The organism is Archangium violaceum (assembly GCF_016887565.1).
Taxonomy (GTDB): domain Bacteria; phylum Myxococcota; class Myxococcia; order Myxococcales; family Myxococcaceae; genus Archangium; species Archangium violaceum_B.
The window spans coordinates 4,648,558-4,671,246 of sequence record NZ_CP069396.1; the positions used below are offsets into that span (position 1 = coordinate 4,648,558).

At 70.7% G+C, this 22,689-nt stretch carries 12 protein-coding genes; 6 read left to right on the plus strand and 6 right to left on the minus strand.

The features are described 5' to 3' along the window. Nucleotide 1: 1 nt before the first annotated feature. Nucleotides 2-2,275: a M20/M25/M40 family metallo-hydrolase gene (locus tag JRI60_RS19160; RefSeq protein WP_204227303.1), complete on the minus strand. Its 2,274-nt coding sequence runs from the start codon at nt 2,273-2,275 to the stop codon at nt 2-4. Between the two features lie 187 nt (nt 2,276-2,462). Between JRI60_RS19160 and JRI60_RS19165 the strand changes: the two genes are divergently transcribed. Together JRI60_RS19165 and JRI60_RS19170 are read left to right on the plus strand one after the other, a co-directional pair. Then, entirely contained in the window at nt 2,463-4,523 is a 2,061-nt protein-coding gene (locus JRI60_RS19165) for an AMP-binding protein (protein WP_204227304.1), read from the plus strand. Between the two features lie 2 nt (nt 4,524-4,525). Continuing rightward, nucleotides 4,526-5,932: a protoporphyrinogen/coproporphyrinogen oxidase gene (locus JRI60_RS19170; RefSeq protein ID WP_204227305.1), complete on the plus strand. Its 1,407-nt coding sequence runs from the start codon at nt 4,526-4,528 to the stop codon at nt 5,930-5,932. An 11-nt stretch (nt 5,933-5,943) separates the two neighbouring features. Here JRI60_RS19170 and JRI60_RS19175 read toward each other — a convergent pair whose 3' ends face one another. The 4 genes from JRI60_RS19175 to JRI60_RS19190 form a co-directional block, all read right to left on the minus strand. After that, the gene (locus JRI60_RS19175) at nt 5,944-7,896 is read right to left on the minus strand and encodes a glycosyltransferase family 2 protein (RefSeq protein WP_204227306.1); all 1,953 of its coding nucleotides are present in this window, start codon (nt 7,894-7,896) and stop codon (nt 5,944-5,946) included. A gap of 94 nt (nt 7,897-7,990) precedes the next feature. Continuing rightward, nucleotides 7,991-9,325 (minus strand): MFS transporter, encoded by a 1,335-nt coding sequence (locus JRI60_RS19180; protein ID WP_204227307.1) that lies wholly within the window; start codon nt 9,323-9,325, stop codon nt 7,991-7,993. Between the two features lie 7 nt (nt 9,326-9,332). Continuing rightward, nucleotides 9,333-10,091, minus strand: a complete 759-nt coding sequence (locus JRI60_RS19185) for an aspartyl/asparaginyl beta-hydroxylase domain-containing protein (protein ID WP_204227308.1) — start codon at nt 10,089-10,091, stop codon at nt 9,333-9,335. Beyond that, a complete protein-coding gene (locus tag JRI60_RS19190; protein ID WP_204227309.1) occupies nt 10,081-16,635 on the minus strand; it encodes a non-ribosomal peptide synthetase in 6,555 nt (2,184 codons plus the stop codon). Before JRI60_RS19190 ends, JRI60_RS19185 begins: the two co-directional genes overlap by 11 nt. A gap of 141 nt (nt 16,636-16,776) precedes the next feature. Here JRI60_RS19190 and JRI60_RS19195 point away from each other — a divergent pair, with 141 nt between their 5' ends. The 4 genes from JRI60_RS19195 (at nt 16,777) to JRI60_RS19210 (ending at nt 21,353) form a co-directional block, all read left to right on the plus strand. Then, nucleotides 16,777-17,127: a hypothetical protein gene (locus JRI60_RS19195; RefSeq protein ID WP_204227310.1), complete on the plus strand. Its 351-nt coding sequence runs from the start codon at nt 16,777-16,779 to the stop codon at nt 17,125-17,127. 157 nt (nt 17,128-17,284) lie between these two features. Continuing rightward, nucleotides 17,285-20,419 (plus strand): type I polyketide synthase, encoded by a 3,135-nt coding sequence (locus JRI60_RS19200; protein WP_204227311.1) that lies wholly within the window; start codon nt 17,285-17,287, stop codon nt 20,417-20,419. A 42-nt stretch (nt 20,420-20,461) separates the two neighbouring features. Further along, on the plus strand, nt 20,462-20,893 hold the full coding sequence (locus JRI60_RS19205; RefSeq protein ID WP_204227312.1) for a nuclear transport factor 2 family protein: 432 nt from the start codon (nt 20,462-20,464) through the stop codon (nt 20,891-20,893). 28 nt (nt 20,894-20,921) lie between these two features. Continuing rightward, nucleotides 20,922-21,353 (plus strand): ester cyclase, encoded by a 432-nt coding sequence (locus JRI60_RS19210; RefSeq protein ID WP_204227313.1) that lies wholly within the window; start codon nt 20,922-20,924, stop codon nt 21,351-21,353. Nucleotides 21,354-21,398: 45 nt separating this feature from the next. Here JRI60_RS19210 and JRI60_RS19215 read toward each other — a convergent pair whose 3' ends face one another. Then, nucleotides 21,399-22,652: an acyl-CoA dehydrogenase family protein gene (locus tag JRI60_RS19215; protein ID WP_204227314.1), complete on the minus strand. Its 1,254-nt coding sequence runs from the start codon at nt 22,650-22,652 to the stop codon at nt 21,399-21,401. Nucleotides 22,653-22,689 lie beyond the last annotated feature (37 nt).

Genomic DNA, 22,689 nt, shown 5'->3' on the forward strand with positions numbered 1-22,689 from the left:
CTCACAGCTTCAGCTGGCGGGTGACGACGGTGACGTCGCCGTCCTCGAAGGAGATGGCTTCACGGTCGCGCGCCTGTCCGAGGCGCTGGCCCTCGGCGGGCAGGCCCGGAGACACGTCCCGGAGGAACAGCTTCAGGGGCTGGGTGGCGCCCAGCTCCAGGGTGATGGCCACGCCCTCGGGCGGCGGCTCGTGGATCTGGATCAGGTTCCAACCCCAGAGGCAGGCGTCGAACCCCCCCCGGCCCTTGGGGAGCTCCAGGCCCTGCACGGTAACGGCCTTCAGCTCGCTCTCCGGCGGCAGGGCGAGTTGCAGCCGTCCGGCGCGGCGCGAGGACGTGGCGGTGACGCGCATGCGGCGCGACCCGTTGGTGGACATGTCCTCGTTCACCACGAGCTCGGGGGCCGGGAGCGAGACCCCGGGTCCTTCCGCCAGGTACAGGAATCCCTCCGGCTCCCAGGGGTAGAGACGGTCAAGGGTGCCGCCGAAGAGCTTCTCCGCTTCGAGCGAGGGCGGCAGCGGCACGCCCTCGTTGAAGGCGGCCCAGTGGGACTTGTGCGCGTCCGCGTCCTGGTGCAGCTCGAGGACGAGCCGGTTCGGCGTCTCCTGGGAGTGGGGCGGAGAGAGCGCCGCGGCCACGCAGGCGAGCGCCACGGCTCCGGCCATGGCCAGCCTGGCCGGGCGTTGCTGGAGCAAGGGGGCGAGCAACGGGGCGGCCAGACCCAGCACGAGCGCGCCGATGAACGACCACAGCGCGGGCGGGCCCAGCCCGACCGCCAGGAAGAGGCACCAGGCCATTGGCACCCAGAGCAGGAGCGCGACCGCGAGCGGCGCGAGCAGGACGAGACCACGCGGACCCTGGCCTGGAGCACCGGGCAGGAGCATCGCGAGTGCCGCGGCGAGCGCGGGGAGCACGAAGAGGAAGCTGGCGCCGGGCAGGGCGAGCGCACACGCGAGCGCCAGCAGCACCATGAGACTCCACGCTCCCAGCCACAACCCCCAGCTCCCGGCACGGCGCTCCAGCCAGGAGGCGGCGAGGCCGGCCGCGAACAGGCCGAGCACGTAGAAGACCAGCGCATCGGCTTGCGGAGCAGGCAGCCAGGGCCGGTCCGTCACGCCCATGGCCCGCAGCGGCAACGCCACCACCACCGCGAGCAGCACCGCCAGCGGGAGGGAGACGAGGCGGGCGAGCAGCCCCCAGGCGAACCCCTTCATTCCCAGCACCCCGGCTCGGCGCAGCCGGAAGGCTCCCAGCCCGAACAGCACGGCCGTGACGAGGCTCAGGGGCAGGGTGAGCCACCCCGGCCACCAGAAGACGGTCAGGCCGAGCACATCGAAGAAGACGGCATCGCTCGCGGCCGGGACGGGGAGTGCCTCCTCCTGGAGCCCGCGCAGCAGCGCCACCACATTGTCACCATGGTGCTGGATGCTGCGGGGGTCGAGCTGCTCCACCCGGTCGAGCGGCGTGTGGTAGTGCTCGGCGTCCCCGATGAAACCCAGGTTGAAGCCCTGCATGCCGGCGCGCACGAAGGGCGTGAGATCCGTCGAGTTTCCCATCTGCTGATAGATGGACGTGAAGGTGGAGTTGGCGATGGGGAAGGCCGTGCGCCGCGTGAAGAGCCGGACGAGGTTCTCGTTTCCGGCGCTCGTCTCGAACATCATGCTCGGACCGCTGGAGCCGCGGGCCTCGACGTTGAGGGCGACACGGATCTCCCGGGCGTAGGGGTGGGAGGCCGCGAAGGCGCGCGCTCCCAGCAGTCCGATTTCCTCACCGTCCGAGAAGAGGATGACCACTGGGTGGCGCGGCGCGGGCCCGCCCTTCAACATCCGGGCCACCTCGAGCATGGTGGCCACGCCCGCTCCATCGTCCGAGGCGCCGGGCGACGTGGGCGCCGTGTCGTAGTGCGAGGCCAGGAGGATGGCGCCACCCGGCTCCGTCCCCTCGAGCCGGGCCACGATGTTGCGCACCGTCGCGCAGTTGCCGCAGCCGCCGCAGACGAAGGTCTCCTGAACGGTGGGGGCGTAACCCATCCGCGTGAGCTCGCCGAGGATCCGCTCGCGCACGCGCGCGTGGGCCTCCGAGCCCACCGGATGCGGTTCTCCCCCTTCGAGAATCCGCCGGAGCACCGAGAGCGCCCGCTCCGAGGAGAACGCGTCCGCGGGGGCGCTGGCGTCCCTGGGGGCCGGGCCCCGGTAGCGCAGGGCCGTCACCGCGAGGAGGAGTGCCAACAGCGAGAGCAGGGCAAGGGAGTGGAGACGAACGCCTCGTCGATCCATGGGGGCGCGACTCTCCATTCCAGGTCCATCCATGTCAAGGCACGCCGCCGCTCGCCGGGAGGGCCACTCCCCGGGCATCTTCCAACCGGAATCCATCGTTGATTCCCCCGGGAGTGGGCCAGTACCCTCGCGCGCCCTGTAAGCCGCTTCGTGGCTCCAAACATTTCCTGACGAGGCTTCACAACACATGAGCTCAATCAGCAGCCGTCCGCTGTCCGCCCAGCGCGAGGCATTGGTCGATGTCCTTCGCACGTGGAGCGATGCGCAACCAGACGCCCGGGCCTACACCTTCCTGTTGGATGGGGAGGGCGAGGAAGTCCACCTCTCCTACGGGCAGCTCGATCGCAATGCCCGCACCATCGCCAACGCGCTCCGGGCGCGCCTCCCCGTCGGCGGACGGGCCCTGCTGGTCTACCCGCCGGGCCTCGAGTTCATCGCGGCCTTCTACGGCTGCCTCTACGCCGGTGTGGTGGCGGTGCCCGTCTTCCCGCCCATGCCGGGCAAGTCTCCCGAGGCCCTCGAGCGCGTGGCCGCCGACTCCGGCTCGGCCGTGGCCCTCACCACCACCCTCATCCGCGACTTCGCCGAGCCCCTCCTGGACTCCTCGGAGGTCCTGAAGAAGCTCGAGTGGCTCAGCACGGATGATCTTCCGGACAGCAGCGCCAGCTGGCAGCGGCCCGAGCTGGAGCGCCGCTCGGTGGCCTTCCTCCAGTACACCTCCGGCTCCACCCGCGCCCCCAAGGGCGTGCGCGTGACGCACGAGAACCTCATGGTGCAGGAGGACTTCATCCAGAAGGCCTTCGAGCACGACGAGAAGACGGTCGTCGTCGGGTGGCTGCCGCTGTACCACGACATGGGGCTCATCGGTAACGTGCTCCAGCCCATGTACCTGGGCGGCCACTGCGTCCTCATGTCGCCGTTCGACTTCCTCGGCTCGCCGCTGCGCTGGCTGGAGGCCATCTCCCGCTACCGCGCCACCACGAGCGGCGGCCCCAACTTCGCCTACGAGCTGTGCGTGCGCAGGTACCAGCCCGAGCGCGCGGCCGCGCTCGACCTGAGCAGCTGGAAGGTGGCCTACAACGGCGCGGAGCCCCTGCGCGCCGCCACCCTGGAGCGCTTCGCCCGGACCTACGCGCCCCACGGCTTCCGTGAGGGTGCCTTCCTGCCGTGCTACGGGCTCGCCGAGGCGACGCTCGCGGTGTCCGCCGGACGCCCGGTGTTCGCCAGCTTCGATCGGCGGGCGCTCGAGCGGCGCGAGGCCCTGGCCGCCCCGTCCGGTGCCGAGGAGTCCGTCACCCTGGTGGGCTCCGGCAGCTTGATGCTCGGAGACGTGCGGGTGGTGGATCCAGAGACGCGGGTGCAGTGCGCCCCGGGCGGCATCGGGGAGATCTGGATCTCCAACGCGTGCGTGGCCGACGGCTACTGGCAGTCCTCCGAGAGCGCGGCCACCTTCGACGCGCGGCTCACGAGCGGCGAGGGCCCCTTCCTGCGCACCGGAGACCTCGGCTTCCTGCGCGACGGCGAGCTCTTCGTCGTGGGCCGGCTCAAGGACATGCTCATCGTCCACGGGCGCAACTACTACGCGAACGACCTCGAGGCGACGGCCGAAGCGAGCTTCCCGGGGCTGCGTTCGGGATGCGGGGCCGCGTTCGCGCTGGAGAAGGACGGCGAGGAGCAGGTGGTGATCGTCCAGGAGATGGCCGAGTCCTCCACCGAGCGCTGCGCCGAGGCGGCCGAGGCGATCCGCCAGGCCATCACCACCACCCATGGCATCCCGGTCGCGGCCGTCGTGCTGATCGAGCCCAAGAGCATCTTCAAGACCTCCAGCGGGAAGATCCGCCGGCAGGACTGCAAGAAGGCCTTCCTGGCCGGCACGTTGAAGGTGCTGGGCGAGCTCCGCTTCGACGCGCACGAGGCCGCCCCCGCCAGCGAGGCCCCCGGCACAGAGACGGAGCAGGCCATCGCCGGAATCTGGGCGGAGCTGCTCGGGCTGCGCGGGGAGCAGGTGGGCAGCGACACCGACTTCTTCTCCCTGGGCGGTGATTCCGTGCTCGCCGCGCAGGTCGTCAACCGCATTGGCGAGCAGTTCCAGGTGCAGGTGCGCCTGGAGGACGCGACGGCGGACTTCACCGTCCGCGGGCTCGCCCGGGCGGTGGACGCGCTGCTGCTCCAGAAGCTGGAGCAGATGTCGGACGCCGAGGCCGAGGCGCTGCTCGCCCGCTCGGGTGGCAAGGCCCAGGGCTCGTGAACATGAACGATCCCGGAAGAGTGCTCATCCTTGGCAGCGGCCCCACGGGGCTCGGTGCGGCCTACCGGCTCCAGGAGCTGGGCGTGAAGGACTTCCAGCTGCTCGAGCTGGGGGCGGGGCCCGGAGGACTGGCGGCGAGCCACGTCGATCCCCAGGGCTTCACGTGGGACCTGGGCGGTCACGTCCAGTTCAGCCACTACTCCTATTACGACGCGGTCCTGGATCTCGCGCTGAAGGACGCGTGGCTCTGGCACGAGCGCGAGTCGTGGGTGTGGCTCAAGGAGCGGTTCGTTCCCTATCCGTTCCAGAACAACATCCACCGGCTGGACGCGCGGGACCGGGAGCGCGTGCTCGCGGACCTGCGCGCCGCCGCCTCGGCCCGGACGGGAGCCGGGCGCCCCGCCAACTTCGGGGAGTGGCTCCGGTGGAACTTCGGCCAGGCGCTCTGTGAGCTCTTCATGGAGCCGTACAACGCCAAGGTCTGGGGATGCCCGCCCTCGCACATGGGCGTGAGCTGGATGGGCGAGCGGGTGGCCGTCCCCGACGTGGCGCGGATCGAACGCAACATCCAGGAGAACCGGGACGACGTTTCCTGGGGACCCAACAACCGCTTCCGCTTCCCCCTGCACGGAGGCACGGGGGGCATCTGGGAGGGGGTGGCCGGGCTGCTCGACCCCAGCCGCCTGTCCTTCGGGTGCAACGTGGTGCGAGTCGAGCTCGACGCGCGGGTGGTCGTCCTCGAGGACGGCAGGCGCTTTTCCTACGACACGCTCATCTCCACCCTGCCCATCGACGTCCTCTCGCGCATCTGCGACCCGCTCCCGCCCGAGGTCCGGCGGGCCGGCGGCCAGATGCGCTACAGCTCCGTGCACGTGCTCGGGGTGGGGCTGCGACACGGCATGCCGGAGAGCCTCTCCAAGAAGTGCTGGATGTACTTCCCCGAGGAGCACAGCCCCTACTACCGGGTGACGGTGTTCTCGAACTACTCGCCGAACCACGTGCCCGAGGGTGGGGGCTACTGGTCCCTCATGGCCGAGGTCTGCGAGTCCCCGACCCGGCCGCTGTCCACCTCCGACCTGAAGGGCTGGACGCTGAAGGCCATGCGCCAGGACGCCCTCATCCCTCCCGACGCGGAGGTGGTCAGCTTCTGGCACACGCGCCTGGACCACGGGTACCCCACGCCCTTCGTCGGCCGCGACGAGCTCCTCGCCCAGATCCATCCCGCGTTGGAGGAGAAGCGCGTGTTCTCACGCGGCCGCTTCGGTGGCTGGAAGTACGAGGCCGGCAACCAGGACCACTGCTTCATGCAGGGCGTGGAGCTGGTGGACCGGCTCACACTTGGAAGGCCGGAGGTCACCTACCCGGATCCGAACCGGGCGAACTCCGGCATCTTCCTGACGAAGAGCTGAGGGCGCGGGACTCAGCGGCTCCGGCGGCGCTCGATGAGGCGCTGGAAGAACTCCATCAGCCGGGGCAGCTGGTCATCGAAGCAGAAGGCGCTCCGGGCCTGGCGCATGTTCCGGGTGAGCTGCTGGAGCCGGGCCCGATCGCGCAGCTGCTGGGCCAGCTCCTGGCCGTTGTTGGCGAAGATGCCCACGTCGAGCCGCCGGGCCAGCGTGTCGAGCGCCACCCGCGAGTGGCTGTTGTCCCGGAGGATCCACGGCAGGCCCGCGGACGCATACGTCCCCAGGCGCGCCGGCAGGTTGAAGTCGATCCAATCCGCGCGGCGGAGATCTCCCCCGTTGCGGCTGGTGAAGATGTGGCACCAGGCGGCGTCGTACTGGGAGAGCACGCGCACCCAGTCCGCCACGCCGACGGGCGGGTGCAGGTGGACGAGCCCGCTCGCCTTGAGCTGCGCGAGCATCTCCGGGGGGGCGTTCTGGAAGAGGGCCCCTCCGTACAGGTGCACGTGGATGCCCGCCTGGAGGACGGACATGACGAACTCGGCGGCCTGGGGGCTCTCCCGCGGATCCAACCCCAGGGGGCGGCCCGTGCACACGGTGTGCAACTGCCCATCCTTCTCGGACAGCTTCGGGGACCACTCCTCCGTCATCCACTCCCGCTTGACCAGGTCTCCGTCCAGGAACAGCACGTTCTCCGGCTTCAGCATCCCGTCGGTGGCGTACTGGTACCACTCCAAGGACTCCTCGTTGATGAGGATCTGCCCGTCGCTCCGGGCGAGCACGCGCATCAGCGTGGGCCACAGTCCCCGCTGGAAGCAGAAGAACGGCGCTTCCTTGAAGTGGAAGGCCATGGGGATGCCCAGGTTGGCGTCCAGGACGGTGTCGATCAGCGGCAGCGCCTGCCAGTTCAGCAGGGCGTAGATGATGTCCGGTTGGATCTCCCGCACCCGCTCGCGCCAGCGGGAGTCGGCCGGGATGTTCTCGATGTTGCCGTACGCGGTGGTGCTCGCCGTGTCCCAGATCTCCGCGCGCGACCACATCCCGTACAGCCGGTGCCCCTGCTCCTCGAACGCGACGAGCCGCTCGGCGTTGAACCCGAGCTCGCCCACCAGGAGGATCTTCAACCCCTTGCGCGCCGGCGGCGGGCGCTGCTGGCGCCAGCGCCCGTAGGTGGCGCGCTCGTCCACGGGGAAGCCCCTGGAGGGCTGCCAGTTGAGGGCCTCGCCCTGGGCGATGCCGTAGTGCTCCCGGTAGCGGGACAGCCCGCCATGGAAGACGTTGAGGATGAGGTCGCGCCGGTTCTCGGTGTGCAGCACCCGCTCGCAGCTGATGGCCCCCGCGTAGGCGAAGGTGGCGCCGCGCGACAGCAGCCCCCACCAGAAGTCGGGCTCGAGCCTGTCCGAGACCTGCTCCTCGCGCGGCGTCCAGCGATGCTCGGCCTCCAGCGTCCGCCGGTGCATCACCTGCACGAGCGCCAGCAGGTTGTTGTCCTCGGGGTTGCCGCGGACCCGGCTGAGCGCTTCCGCCTCGGCGTTCGCCGGCACCGCGCCCTGGAGCGTCGGCTCCTGCTTGTCGAGCGTCCAGTACATGCCGCGGCCGATCTGATCGCTGCTCTCGGGGCGGGCACTCCAGCGCACGCCGCCATAGGCCAGGTAGACGTCCGGCCGCGCGTCGAGCAGCGCCACCAGCCGCTCCAGGTGCTCGGGGTAGTACACGTCGTCCGAGGGCAGGTACGCGATGTACTGGCCGCGCGCCATGCCGGTCGCCAGGTTGAGGGCGTTGCCCAACCCGCGGTTGCGCTCCAGGCGGTGGTAGCGGATCCGCGGCTCGGCGAGGTAGGGCGCGAGCACCTGCCGCGTGTCATCGTCGGAGCCGTCATCGATGATGATCAGCTCCCAGTCCTTCAGGTGCTGCGCCTTCAGTCCCTCCAGCGCCCTGCGGAGGAAGGAGGACTGACGGTACGTCGGCATCAGGATGGAAACGCGCGGTGTCTGTGTCTGAGGTGTATGCACGCGCGGCAGCCTAGTGGAATTCTCCCGGGGGATTGAAGCCGTATCCCCGCGCTCAGGCCTGTCCGACGTCCGGCTGCCGGGGACGGATCAGGGCGGGGTTGAAGAGCTGGACCACCGAGAAGACGAGGTACCCGGCGGCGAGCGTGGCGAGCACCTTGCCCGGATCCGTCGCCGCGCTGGCCAGCCCGGCGATGACGGTGCCCGCGGGCGCGGTGCACAGGGCGATCACCCGGCGCACGGAGAAGACGCGGCCCTGGAGCTCCAGCGGCGTCTGCTGCTGCCACAAGGTGAGTGATGCCGCGTTCACCATCGGTGGAACGGTCCCCGTCAGGAAGAGCAGGCCCGCGGCCACGTAGAGATCCCTGTTGAGGCCGAGCAGCACCAGGGTCACCCCGCTGAGGATCATGGGCACCAGGACGCCGTAGATCTGCCTGGACTTGAGCCCTCCCCACACGCTGATGGTGATGCCACCAGTCACCGCGCCCAGGCCGAAGCACGTCTGGAGCAGGGCGAGCGCGGTCTCGAAGCGGAAGCCCCGGGCGGTCCAGTCCGCGGCGAGGTCGAACTTGAGGATGAGCGGCTGGAGCACCTGCAGGGGCCCGATGACCACGTTGGCGACGGCGAAGAGCCCCAGCAGCCAGAGCAGGGCGGGGCGCTCCCAGATGAAGCGCGCCCCCGAGACGATGTCCGCCCGGAGGCCCGGACCGGCCTGCTGCTCGGAGGCGGCGGGCGCCGGGGAGACCTGGGGGAAGCGCAGGAAGAGCAGCGTCACCGCCGACACCAGGAAGGAGACGCAGTCGAGCGCGATGACCAGCGGCGTGCCGTCCACCGTACCGGACAGCGAGTGCACCGGCAGGGCGATGAGCAACGCGGCCACGGAGGGCGCGAGCACGCTCGAGATGGCGTAGGAGGCCTGGATCATCCCGTTGGCCCGGCCGAGCTGCTCCGGGGGGACGAGGGAGGCCTGTGACGACTCGAAGGCCGCCGTGTGGAACGCACTGAACGTGGCGAGCAGCACGGTGATGAGCAGGAGCGCGGGCAGGGAGAGCTTCCCCGTCAGCATCAGGAGCAGCGGTGCCACGCCCAGGACGGCGCTGGCGAAGTCCGCCGCCAGCAACGTCCGGCGGCGGTCGTGGCGGTCCGCCCAGGCGCCGGCCACGGGGGCCAGCAGGACGGAGGGCAGCAGGAAGGCGAGCGCCACCGCCGAGAGCGCGAACGACAGCTGCCCCTTCTGCTCGGGTGCCGGGTACAGCCTGTTTGACAGCCACACCGTGAGGGAGAAGAAGGTCAGCTGGCTGCCGAAGACGGAGATGGACTGCGAGAGCCACACCGTCAGGAACATCCGCATGCCGCGGACCGGCTCCACCTCACGGGTCGCGTCACTCATCGTCGTGCTAGGCCCCCGCCGCCGCGCGATCGCCGCCGCGCAGGGCCTTGTCGAAGATGGGGAACAGGTAGTTGAGCGCCTGGATCTCCACCTCGGTGAGATCCGGGTGCCAGATGTCCCACAGGAGGATCGTCCGCACCTCGGTGCCCTTGTGCCACACCTCGTGGATGAAGCTGTCGTCGAAGATGAGGCACTTGCCTGGCGTCCAGCCGCGGACCTCGTCACCCACGCGGATGGAGCAGCCCTCGGGGATGATCAGCCCCAGGTGGCAGGTGAGCACCACGTTCACGCCGCCGGTGTGGGGCGTCAGGTGCGCGCCGGGGTTGAGCCGCGTGAACATGCCCTGGCGCACGCCGCGCGGGGACTTCTCCAGCAGCTGGATCGTCTGCGGGCAGCGGGCGGCGTTCTTCTCGTGCCGCTTGCCCTTGCGGTAGAGCGTATAGGTGTCCCAGCCCTTCCAGCCGAGCTCCAGGGTGTAGGGATCCTCGTACGGGAAGAAGCCCGCCTTGGTCTCCTGCAGGCCCTTCAGCTCGCCGAGGACGGTCTCCCACGAGCGCTCGATATCCGCGACCCAGGGGAAGTCCGCGGTGTCGTGCCACCCCTTGGCGCTCAGCCCGGGGAAGTACAGGCGCGTGGGCTCCTGCTGCGGGTGGGGATAGACCGGGGTCTTCTCGCCACTCATGTACCGCAGGCACTCCTCCACCCGCTCCAGCCCCTGGCTGGAGAAGCGGCGCGTCAGCTCATCGAGGATGTTCTTAGTGTCCATCGTTCTCGTTCCCGGGCTTGCCCGTCCGGGGGGGTTGTGCGCGCCGCTCCATCAGTTTCCGCATGGCGGCGCGGCGGTTTTCGGCTTGCGTCTGGTGCTGCTCCGTCGACGGTGGGGGCGGCGGCGCCTGGGTGAGCCAACGGGCCAGCGCGCTCACCGTGGGGTACTGCAGCAGGTTGACGAGCGGCACCGGCTGTCCCAGGGCCTGCTCCAGCCGGTTCTGCACCTGGACGAGGAGCAGTGAGTGGCCACCCAGGTCGAAGAAGTTGTCGTGCGCGCCCACCTTCTCCAGCCCGAGCACCTGCTGCCAGATCTCCGCGATCGTCCGCTCGCGCCCGGCCGAGGGGCCCACCCAGCCCGCCTCCAGCTCGGGGCGGGGCGGGGGAGGGGCGGGCAGGGCGGGGCGATCGATCTTGTTCGTGCTCGTGCGCGGCAGCTTGTCCAGGAAGACGAAGAAGGAGGGCACCATGAAGGCGGGCAGCTGCCGGGAGAGGTGTTCCCGCAGCTCGGACGAGGGCAGCGTCCGCGAGGCCACCACGTACGCGACGAGGCGCGGCTCCTCCGTCTTCTCCGCCGGGCGCACCACCACGGCGCACTCCACCACCGACTCGTGGCGCCCGAGCACCGTCTCCACCTCGCCCAGCTCCACCCGGTTGCCGCGGATCTTCACCAGATGGTCCGCGCGTCCGAAGAACTCCAGCGTTCCATCCGGGCTCAGCCGCGCGAAGTCGCCGGTGCGGTAGACGCGGTCGTCCTCGCGCCCGGTGAGCGGGTTGGCCAGGAAGGCCTTCCGCGTCTCCTCCGGACGCCGGTAGTAGCCGCGCGTGAGGTAGCGGCTGCGGATGTAGACCTCACCCTTGGCTCCGGGCGGGGTGGGGCGCTGGCGCGCGTCGAGCAGCAGCAGTTGTCTGCCGTCGATGGGCCGGCCCACCGGGATGGATCTCGCCCAGGCCGGAACCTCGCGCACGGCGTGGTGCGTGGCGAGCACCGTTTCGGTGGGGCCGTAGAGGTTGATGAGCTTCGGGCGCGGGCCGAAGCGCTCCAGCCACGCCCGGGCGAAGGGGATCGGCAGGGGCTCACCCGACAACAGCACGTACTCCAGCTCCGGGAAGGCCGCGCCTCCCGCGGAGGGCCCGAGGCTCTCCAGGAAGCGGGCGGCGAAGCTCGGCACCGTCTGGAAGAGGTGGATGCGCTCGCGGCGCAGCCAGTCCGCCATGGCGGTCGGACTGACGCGGATCGCCACGGGGGCCAGGCTCGCCGTCGCGCCGAAGCACAGCGCGCCCAGCAGCTCGCAGTAGCAGGCGTCGTAGGTGATGGGGGACCAGATGGCGATCCGCTTCGGGGCCACCATCCCGAACTCGGCGGACTGCCACTCCAGGAACTGCCGGAAGCTCCGGTGGGACTGCTCGATCCCCTTGGGACGGCCGGTGGAGCCGGAGGTGTAGACGATGTAGGCCGCGTCCTCCGGCCGTGCGCGCCCGCGCAACCCCTCGCCATCTCCCGGGCCCGCCACCGTCGTCGCGTCCAGCACCCAGGGCACCTGGGCCGCCAGCTCCGGGTGGGCCGCGAGCGCCGGGGGCTCGGTGACGAGACACGCGGGGCCCACGTCCTCGAGGATCTGCCTCAGGCGGCCATCGGGGTGGAGGACATCCAGGTAGACCATGGCGCCGCCCGCCTTGAGCACCGCCAGACCGGCGGCGATCTGATCCAGGCCGGCGTCGAACAGCAGGGCCACGGGCGAGCCCGGAGCCACGCCGCGCTCGACGAGGGCGTGTGCCAGCTGGTTGGCGCGTGCGTCGAGCTGCGCGTACGTCCACTCCCGGCCCTCGAGGGAGACCGCGATGGCGTCCGGCGCCCGGCGGGCGTGGTCCTCGAAGAGCTCGTGCAGGCACCGATCGCCCGCGGCGCTCACTGGCTCGGGAACGGGCGCGAGCAATGCCTCCAGCTCCTGGGCGGAGAGCAGGGGCAGCTCCGAGAGCCGCGCCTCCGGCCGTGCCACCACCGCCTCGAGCAGGACCCGGAGCTGGCCCACCCAGCGGGAGATGGTGCGGGCATCGAAGAGGGCCGTGTCGTAGTTGAGCCAGCCGCTCAGCCCCTCGGGCGTGGGCTCCAGCATGAGCGTCAGATCGAACCGGGCGGTGGTGACCGGCACCTCCAACCGCTCCACCCGCAGGTCTCCCATGCGCAGCTCGCCCACGGGGGCGTTCTGCAGGATGAGCATCACCTGGAAGAGGGGCGAGTAGCCCGGATCCCGCTCGGGCCGGAGGGCCTCCACCACCTTGGGAAACGGCGTCTCCTGGTGCGCGTAGACGCGCAGCGCCGTCCGCCGCACGCGCCCGAGCAGCTCGAGGAAGGTGGGATCTCCCCCGAGCTCACCCCGGAAGACGAGCGTGTTGACGAAGTAGCCGATCAGCTCGGCCAGCTCGGGGCGTTCCCGATTGGCCACGGGCGCGCCGACCCGGATGTCCTCCTGGCCCGTGTAGCGGTGGAGCAGCGTCTGGAACGCCGCCAGCAGGGTCATGAAGAGCGTGGCGCCCTCGCGCTGGCTCAGGGCCTCCAGGGCCTCCACCAGCGGCCGTGGCAGCCGCACCCGCTCGATGGCGCCCTCGGCGCTCTGCTTCGGTGGCCGGCGGTAGTCGGTGGGCAGCTCCAGCCGCGGTGCCTCCGGCAGCTCCTGGCGCCAGAAGGCCAGCTCCGCCTCCAGCTTCTCGCCCGAGAACGCCTGGCGGTGCCATGCCGCGTAGTCGGTGAATTGGAGGGGAAGGGCGGACAGCGGCGAGGGACGGCCCGCCGTGAAGGACGCGTACAGCGCCCCCAGCTCGTGCGCCAGCACGCCAGCGGACCAGCCATCCCAGACGATGTGATGGATGACCAGCAGCAGCGCGTGCTCGTTCGGAGCCAGCCGGAAGAGGGTGAAGCGCAGCAGCGGGCCTCGGGCGAGATCGAACGGCCGGCGGGCCTCGCGCACCGCGGCCCGCTCGAGCGCGTCGCGGCGCTCGTCCCCGGGCACGCCGGAGAGCTCCTCCCGGGCGAGCTGGACGTCCGCGCCCGCCTGGAGCACGGGCCGCACCCGGTCTCCGTCACGGGTGAAGGTGGTGCGGAGCACCTCGTGGCGATGGACCACCTCCGCGATGGTGCGCTGGAGCGCCCCTTCGTCGAGCGGCCCCTCCAGGCGGAGCATCACCTCGTGGTTGTAGAGCGGGCTGTTGGGCTCGAGCTGATCCAGGAACCAGAGCTGCTCCTGTCCCACCGAGGGCACCGGGGCGGCGCCCGGCGGCTGACGCCCGAGCGGAGGGAGGCGGGAGCTTCCCGTGGCCGCCTCCAGGGCCGTGGCCAGCTCCGACAGGCCGGGCTTCTCGAAGAGCAGCGACAGTGGCACGTCCACCGCGAGCGACTCGCGCAAGCGGGCCATGGTGCGCGAGGCGAGCAGCGAGTGCCCGCCCAGCTCGAAGAAGGAGTCCGTCCGGCCCACGCGCGTGAGGTTCAGCACCTCCGCCCAGATGCGCGCCACCGCTTCCTCGGTGGGGGTCGCCGGGGGCTCGTGGTGGGCCGCGTCGTCGACCTCGGGAGCGGGCAGCGCGCGCCGGTTCACCTTCCCGTTGTCCGTGAGCGGCAGATCCTCCAGGCACACCCATACGCCGGGCACCATGTACTCGGGCAGCCGCTCTCGCGCGAAGGCGCGCAGCTCCTCGAGCGCGGGGGGCTCGCCACGGGGCGCGTAGTAGGCCACCAGCCGCTGATCGCCCCGGGTGTCCTCGCGCACCATCGCCACCGCCTGCCGCACCCCGGGGTGCTGGCCCACCACGGACTCCACCTCGCCCAGCTCGATCCGGAAGCCGCGCAGCTTGGCCTGATGATCCACCCGGCCGAGGAACTCCACCCGGCCGTCCTGCCGGTAGCGCGCGCGATCTCCCGTCCGGTACATCCGGGCTCCTTCCCGGCCCGAGAAGGGATCCGCGACGAAGCGCTCCGCGGTCAGCTCCGGACGCGCGGCGTATCCTCGCGCCACGCCCGCGCCACCGATGTACAGCTCGCCCACCACGCCGATGGGCACCGGGTTGAGCGCCGGATCCAGGATGTACAGCTCGGTGTTCGCGATGGGCCGGCCGATGGGCATCGGCTCCTCGGCGCGCTCCACCTCGTGGGTGGAGGACCAGATGGTCGTCTCGGTGGGACCGTACGCGTTGACGATCCGGGCGCGCGTCCAGCGGCGGAGATCCGTCACCAGCGCGGGCGGGAGGGCCTCGCCTCCCAGCACGAGCGTGCCCAACCCACCGAGCGCGTGTGCCGTCCCGGCGTCCTCCAGGAGGATGCGCGCGAGCGAGGGGGTGCACTGGAAGTGGGTGACGCCGTGCCGCTCGAGCAGCTCCGGCAGCTCCGCGTGTGGGATGCCGGGGCGGCGGGCGCGGCCATTCTGCTCGGGGGCCAGCACCACGGTGAAGCCGCGGGTGAGGCTCCAGATCAGCTCCAGGCCGGAGATGTCGAACGCGATGGTGGTGACGGCCAGCCACACCCCGGGGCCCTCCCTCCGGAGGGGGACGTCCATGGCCGACAGGAAGGCGGCGAGGTTGCGCCGCGTCACCATCACCGCCTTGGGGGTGCCGGTGGAGCCGGAGGTATAGATGAGGTAGGCGAGGCCGTCGGCCGGTGCCGTGGCGAACGGAGGGACGGACGCACCACCGGACTGGCTCGCGGGCTCATCGAGCAGCAGCACGGGCAGGGGGGCCTGGGGGAACAGGTTCTCCAGCGCCCGTTCCGTGAGGAGCACGGCCGCGCGGCTGTCCTCGAGCATGAAGGAGAGCCGCGCGCGCGGGTAGGTCGGATCCAACGGGAGGTAGGCGGCGCCCGTCTTGAGCACGGCGAGCATCCCCACCACCATCTCCACCGAGCGGTGCAGGCACAGGGCGATGATCCGCTCCGGCCCGGCGCCGAGCCCGGCGAGACGGGCCGCGAGAGCGCTCGCGCGCGCGTCCAACTCCCGGTACGTCAGCGCCTCGCCCGCGAAGCGCAGGGCCACCGCGTCCGGAGTCGCGCGGGCCTGCTCCTCGAGGAGCCGCGCCACGTCGGAGCCGGGGGTGGGGGCGGCGGTGGCATTCCACTCGACGAGTTGCCGCTGGCGTTCCTCCTCCGGGAGGAGGGGCAGCTCGAGGATCCGGCGCCCGGGCCCGGCCACCGCCGCCACGAGCATGCGCTGGAAACCATCCGCCAGACGCGCGGCGAGCCCGGCGTCCATCACGTCGGTGCCGTACTGGAGCGCCGCCCGCATGCCGCCCGGCGAGTCCTCCACCTCCAGGCACAGGTCGAACTGCGCGGTGGTTCCGTCCAGCTCCACCCGGCCCACCTCCAGCCCCTCGAGGGAGAACGGGGAGGGCGGCAGGTTGTGGAAGATGAACAGGGCCTGGAACGGCGGCTGCCGTCCGGTGGTGCGCGAGCGCTGGAGCTCCTCCACCACGCGGTCGAACGGCACCTCCTGGTTCGCCAGGGCCCCGGAGAGCACCTCGCGCACCCGTCCGAGGAGCTCGCGGAAGACCGGGTTGCCGGACAGCTCCGCGCGCAGGGCCAGGGTGTTGATGAAGGGGCCCAGCACCCGCTCCAGGTCGGCGCGCGTGCGTCCCGAGACGGGCGTGCCGACCACCAGATCCGTCTGGCCGCTGAACCGGTGCAGCGCCGCCAGGAACGTGGTGAGCAGGACCGCGAAGGCCGTGGTCTGCTCCGCGCGGCCGAGCGCCTTCACCCGCGCGGCGAGCGCGGCCGGCAGCTCGAAGCGGTGGACCGCTCCCGCGAAGGTCCGCGTCGCGCTCCGGTGCCCCGGCAGCTCCAACGCGGACCGCTCCCCGGCCAGCTGCTTGCGCCAGTGCTGGAGCTGCCGCTCCACCACCTCGGGTGTGAGCGCGCTCCGCTGCCGGTGGGCGGCCTCAACGTATCCGGGACCGGAGGCGATGGCCGGTGCCTGGCCTCCCCTGCACTCCCGGTAGCGCGCGCCCAGCTCGCGGAGGAAGAGCCCGAGCGACCAGCCATCGAACACGGCGTGGTGGGCCACCAGCAGCAGCCAGTGCTCCTCGGCGCTGGCCCGCCACAGGATGACCCGGGTCAGCGGGCCCCGGGCGAGATCGAAGGGAGCCTCCGCGTGCTCGCGAGCGAGCCGGAGCACCTCCTCGTGCGCGGGCCGCGACGCCTCCAACTCCACCACCGTCACCGCGAGCCGGGGCTCCGGGTCCACCACCAGGGTGGGGTGGCCGTCCTCGAGCGGGAAGCGCATCCGCAGCGCGTCATGCTGGTGGGCGATCCGCTCCACCGCGCGCCGCAGCGCCTCCACATCCAGAGGGCCCGTCAGGCGCCAGAAGCTCCAGATGTTCTGCACGGAGGTTCCCGGGTGGAGCTGCTCGAAGAAGAGCAGCCGCTCCTGGGTGAAGGAGAGCCGTGGGCGCTCGTTGGGAGGCGGCGGTGGCGTGGCGGCCTGAGTGTCCACGAGCTGCCCGCGCTGCATGGCACGCAGGAGCGCGAGCTTCGTCGGGGAGAGCTTCGGGCGGCTTTCTTCGGACATGGATTCCAGGCTCCGAGGGCGCGGGAAGCGCGAGGGCGCGCATCTATACCTCTAGTCGCCTGTTCCGGGGCAGCCTTGCCTGACATAATTTCGCATACGCCTGCCCTCCTTCCGAGCGCGGGACATCTGATGAGGAGGGGCATGAGAATCCTGAAGATCGTCACGGGCCCGGATGGGGAGAGCCACTTCCAGGAGGCGGAGATCGCCTTCGAGCCGATGGGCGCGCTCGCCTGTTCCGAGATGTGGCCGGTGATGGGCGCCGGCTTCCGTCACTTCCCCCCCGGCTTCGCCAGCGACTTCCATACTGCTGGAATGCGGGAACTGTCGGTCGTGCTGGCGGGCGAGGCCGACTATGAGGTGAGCGACGGCGAGGTCCGGCGGCTGGGGCCCGGCAGCGTGCTCCTGATGGAGGACACCACGGGCAAGGGGCACCGCAGCCGCAATGTGGGAGCCGCGGAGCGGATTTCGCTTTTCCTGCCACTCGGAGATTGAGAATTCGCGCGCCGGGCCTCTTGGAGTGCCGGGCAGGTGGCCGGGCGGTCGGGAGCGTTTATTTGATGAGAGTGTTTGGCCGAAGACTGTAGACTGCGCGCCCTTTCTCTCGGCCTCGCCAGGCCGGGACCTCCAAACACCAAGGAAGGCGAAGTCAATGGGCGCGTCTCGCGAGCCAGTCGCGATCATCGGAATGTCGGGCCGTTTCCCCGGGGCGAACACCCTGGAGCAGTTCTGGGAGAATCTCCGCAATGGGGTGGAGTCCATCCAGCGGATTCCAGAGAAGATCATCGACACCCGGAGGGATCCGCGGGGCAACCTGCCGCCCAATTTCGTCCCGAGGGGCTCGTTCCTGGCGGACACCGAGTGGTTCGATCACCAGTTCTTCGGGCTGTCGCTGCGTGACGCGAAGGTGATGGATCCGCAGCAGCGGCTCTTCATCGAGTACGCGTGGACGGCGATCGAGGACGCGGGCTACGAGCCGGAGACGCTGGGCGAGCGCGTCGCCGTATATGGTGGAGGCGGGCCCTCGCGGCACATCCTCGACGCGCTGGATGCCTTCGGTCACGACTACGGCACCATGTTCGAGGTGGTGGCCACCGGCGTCGCCAACGCGATGGCGATGCGCGTCTCGCACCTGTTCAACCTGCTGGGCGAGTCCCTCTACATCTATACCGCCTGCTCCACGACGCTGGTGGCCATCGACATGGCGTGCCGGGCGGTGCTCGATGGGCGGGCCGACGTGGCGCTCGCGGGCGGCACCGCCCTGTGGCTCCCCCAGATGGAGGGCTATGAGCACGTGGAGGGGATGATCCTCTCCAAGGACGGGCACTGCCGCGCCTTCGACGCGCGCGCCAGCGGCACCATCTGGGGCAATGGCGTCGGCGCGCTGGTCGTCAAGCCGCTCGCCCAGGCGCTGCGCGATCGGGATCCCATCCGGGCGGTGATCGCCGGCTCGGCGGTCAACAACGACGGGCGCCTGAACAAGCTCAGCTTCGCCTCGCCGAGCGCGGAGGGGCAGACGCGCTGCATCAAGATGGCCTACGCCGAGTCCGGCGTGCCGACCCAGAGCATCTCCTTCGTGGAAGCCCACGGCACCGGCACGGTGGTGGGTGATCCGCTCGAGCTCGAGGGCCTGCACATGGCGTTCGGCAAGGGCAAGGGCCCGAAGACGGTCGCCCTGGGCTCGGTGAAGACGAACATCGGCCACCTGGATCCGGTGGCGGGCATCGCCTCGGTGGCCAAGACGGTGCTCGCGCTGGAGAACGAGGAGCTCCCAGCCAGCCTGCACTTCGAGAAGCCCAACCCGGCCATTGACTTCGAGTCCGGGCCGTTCTTCGTGAATTCCACCCTGCGGCCCTGGCCGCGGATGGACGGCGCGCCCCGGCGCGCGGGCGTCAACTCCTTCGGCGTGGGCGGCACCAACGCGCACGTCATCCTCGAGGAGGCGCCGAGGCCCGAGCAGCCGGTGCGCAGCGCGCGGCCGCGGCAGCTCGTCACCCTGTCGGCCCGGACGGAGAAGGCGCTGGACAACATGACGGCGCAGCTCGCCGCGCACCTGCGCAAGCACCCGGAGCTGGACGTGGCGGACGTGGCGTTCACCCGCGCGCTGGGCCGGCGCCAGTTCGACGCGCGCCGCGCCCTCGTGGTGGAGGACGTGCCCTCGCTCATCCAGGCGCTGGAGTCGCCCCCGCCCGCGGTGAAGGTGCGCCCCAGGGCCGAGCAGCAGAAGGTGGTCTTCCTCTTCCCCGGCCAGGGCTCGCAGCACACGCGGATGGCGCAGGAGCTGTACACGAGCGAGCCCGAGTTCCGCCGCGACGTGGACGACTGCTGCGAGGCGCTCCAGGGCCTGCTCAAGCAGGACGTGCGCAAGGTGCTCTTCCCCGAGCAGGACAAGCTCGCCTGGGCCGAGGAGCAGATTCAGCAGACGTACCTCACCCAGCCCATCCTCTTCGTCGTGGAGTACGCGCTGGCGCGGCAGTGGATGCGCTGGGGCATCCAGCCCGCGGCGATGCTCGGCCACAGCGTGGGCGAGTACGTGGCCGCGTGCCTCGCGGGCGTCTTCAACCCCGGTGAGGCGTTGACGCTCCTGGCGGCGCGCGGGCGCTGCATCCAGGAGGCCCCGACGGGCGCGATGATCGCCGTCACCCGTCCGGAGTCCGAGGTGGTCCCGCTGCTCGGGCCCGGCCTCGACGTCGCCGCGGTGAACGGCCCCGGCCAGTGCGTCGTCTCCGGTCCCCACGAGGCCATCGAGGCCCTGGAGAAGGTGCTGACGGGCAAGGGGATCGAGTCCTTCCGGTTGCGCACCTCGCACGCGTTCCACTCGGCCATGCTGGAGGGCGCCGCCGACAAGTTCCTGGGCGCCGCCCGCCGCGTGAAGTTCCGTGCCCCGCAGCTGCCCTTCATCTCCAACGTCACCGGGACGTGGATCACCCCGGAGCAGGCCACGGATCCCCAGTACTGGGCCCGGCACCTGCGCCAGCCGGTGCGCTTCTGGGCCGGTCTGCAGACGCTCCGCCAGTCCGGATACCGGAACTTCCTCGAGGTGGGCCCCGGCCACACGTTGAGCAGGATCCTCCAGGAGAACCCGGTGGAGGGCGGTGGGCAGGAGCTGGCACTGGCCTCGCTCAAGCACCCGAAGAAGGTGGGCTCGGACTACGACGTGCTGCTGCGCGGCCTGGGAGACCTCTGGGCGCACCGCGTGTCGGTGAAGTGGGCCGGGTACTACGGCAACGAGAAGCGCCGCCGCGTGCGCCTGCCGCACTACCCCTTCGAAAAGGCCTGGTGCGCGCTGTACGAGCCGGGTGAGGAGTTCAAGCTGGTGGAGAAGGCGCTGGGGGCGCAGCGGCTCGGCAATCCGCTCTCCGATGCCCAGCGGCCCACCGAGGGCCAGACGCAGGCCGCCGCGCAGCTCGCCGCCGTGGTCCAGGCCGCCAGTCACGCGCCCGCGCCCGTCGCGGATGCTCCCGCCGCCCGCGCCTCGCTGGCCGGCCCGCCCCTCCAGGCCCGTCCCAGCTCCTACCAGCGTGACTTCGTGGCCCCCAGCGGCGACGTGGAGATCCGCATCGCCGAGGTGTTCGGCCGGGCGCTCGGCATCCGCGAGGTCGGTGCGGACGACGATCTCATGGAGCTCGGAGGCCACTCGCTGATGCTGGTGGCCATCACCAACCACCTGCGCGCCATGTTCGACATCCAGATCAACATTCGCGCCGTCATGGACCACCCCACGCCCGCCACGCTGGCTCGCAAGGTGGAGAGCCTCATCGCCGAGAAGAAGGCGACCGAGAAGTAGGGTGCCCCGCGCCTGGAAGAACGAGAGAGAGAGACACACACCATGAGCACTGCTGAAGACAAACTCGCCATCCTCGAGGTGATGACCAGCTACTTCTTCGCCCTGGACGCGCTCGCGGATCCCTCCGCGCTGCTGAGCCACTACACGCCGGACGCGGTGTGGGAGTGCTACAACCATGGCGAGAAAGAGCCCGCGCTGCGCTTCGACTCTCGCGAGCAGATCGAGCAGGTGATCGCGATGGAGTCGGCGACGCCCAACCCGGTGCTGCTGCGCCACCACCAGTGTGGCGTGTTGTTCCGGGAGGTGACGGGCTCCACGGCGGTGACCCGCACCAAGGTGATGGTCACCGCGCAGCGCCCGGACGATCCGGCGCCCCGCGTCCGCAACACCGCCACCTGCGAGGGACACTGGCGCAAGGGGACGGATGGGTGGAAACTGGCCAAGTGGACCATCTTCCGCGATCCCGCGGCCTGAGTCCCCCACCATGCGTCAGGAATCCTGGATGTCACTCGAAGGCAACAAGGCCGTCGTTCGCCGCTACTTCGAAGAGGTGATCGACGGCCGCGCCAATGTCCTGGAAGAGCTCTTCACCCCCGACTGTGTCATCCACCGTCTGGAGCTGCCGGAGCCCATCAGCGGTCTCGAGCAGATGCAGATGTTCCTGGAGATGTCGCGCTACTCCATCCAGCAGACGCGCACCACGCTGCACCGGCTGGTGGCGGATGGCGACACGGTGGCCGCGCACCTGACGCACCGGGTGGTGTTCGCCGGGATGATCTCCACGCCGTTCGGCGCCAGGGACGTGGCCGGGCAGTCCGTGGAGTGGTCCGCGATGACCTTCTTCCGCATGGTGGACGGGAAGATCGCCGAGGAGTGGGTGAATCGGGACGAGATGGGCATCCTCGCCCAGGTGGGGCTGGTGCAGCGCTCGTAACCCCGCGGTGCCGGGAAGGCACCGCGGGCCACGCGCGGTGCCCTCTCAGTCGACCTTGCTCTGGGGCAGATCCTCGGGGGAGAGCGCGAAGCCGGTGGGGTTGGCGGCCAGGGTCATGCCGCTGGGCAGCACGCCCAGCTCGAAGCGGCCCGCCAGGTACGCGGCATGGTCTGGCTTGATGGCCATCACCAGGCCGGCCTGGGCATCCCGGAAGAGGCGCTCGATGGGGAAGGCGCGGCTGAGGGCCTTGGCGCCCGCCACGCGGATGGACTGCTGGGCCATTTTCGCGGCCATCTCGCCCACGACGTACTTCGCCTCGGCGAGCGCCCACGTCCGCTCGAAGGAGCCGACGGGCTCCATCAGCGCCGCCCGCTTCAGCATCAGCCACGCCGGCTCGAGGGAGATCTTCATCTCTCCCACGGTGCTGAAGAGCCGGCCCGCGTCCGGGTGTCCGTGGCCCGCCTCACCCTCCAGCGTGCGCTTCATCGTCTCGCGGGCGAGTTCGCGGGCGTACCGGTACGCGGACTCGGCCACGCCCAGGTACGCGGCGCAAAGGCCCACGCCGTACTCCAGCTCCAGCAGGAGGTTGAGCGGGGTGGTGATGACGTCCTGCTCGGGGATGAAGGTGTCCTCGAAGTCGATGCTGACGCTCTGGGTGCCCCGCATGGCGAGGGTGTTCCAGTCGGAGTGGAAGCGGATGCTCGGCGCCGTGAGGGGGACGACCACGCCCACCAGGGCCTCGCCCAGCATCGCGTTGACGAAGGCGAGGTCGGCGTTGGGCCCGAAGGAGCAGTACGCCTTGCGGCCCCGGAGCAGGTAGCCGCCCTGGGTCCGGGTGAGCACCGTCTTCGGCAGGTTGCCGGAGAAGATGCTCGCCTGGGGCTCCGAGCCGAGTGCGCTGAACTTCACGCCCTCTCGCACCACCCTGCCGAAGAAGCGCTCCTTCTGCTCGGGGGTGGCCAGCAGGTCGATGAAGGTCATCGCCGTGTTGTGCATGGTGAAGCACAGCGCGGTGGCGGGATCTCCCTTGGCGACCTCCAGGGTGACGGCGGCCTGCGTCAGGCTGCTGGCGCCCTGGCCGCCGTACTGCTTCGGCACCCGCAGCGCCATCAGCCCGTGACGCTGGAGGTCCTCGAAGTTCTCGGTGGGAAACCTGTTCTCCGCGTCGTAGCGCTCCGCGCGCGGGCCGAAGTTCTCGTAGGCCAGGCGCCGCGCCACCGTGATGAGCTCCTTCTCCCCCGGGGACACCTCGAGGTGGGAGTGATCGAAGACCTCGGGGCCCCGGTTCAACGTGCTCATTGGCTCACCGCTTTCCGTGCTTCCATGCACCGCTGCG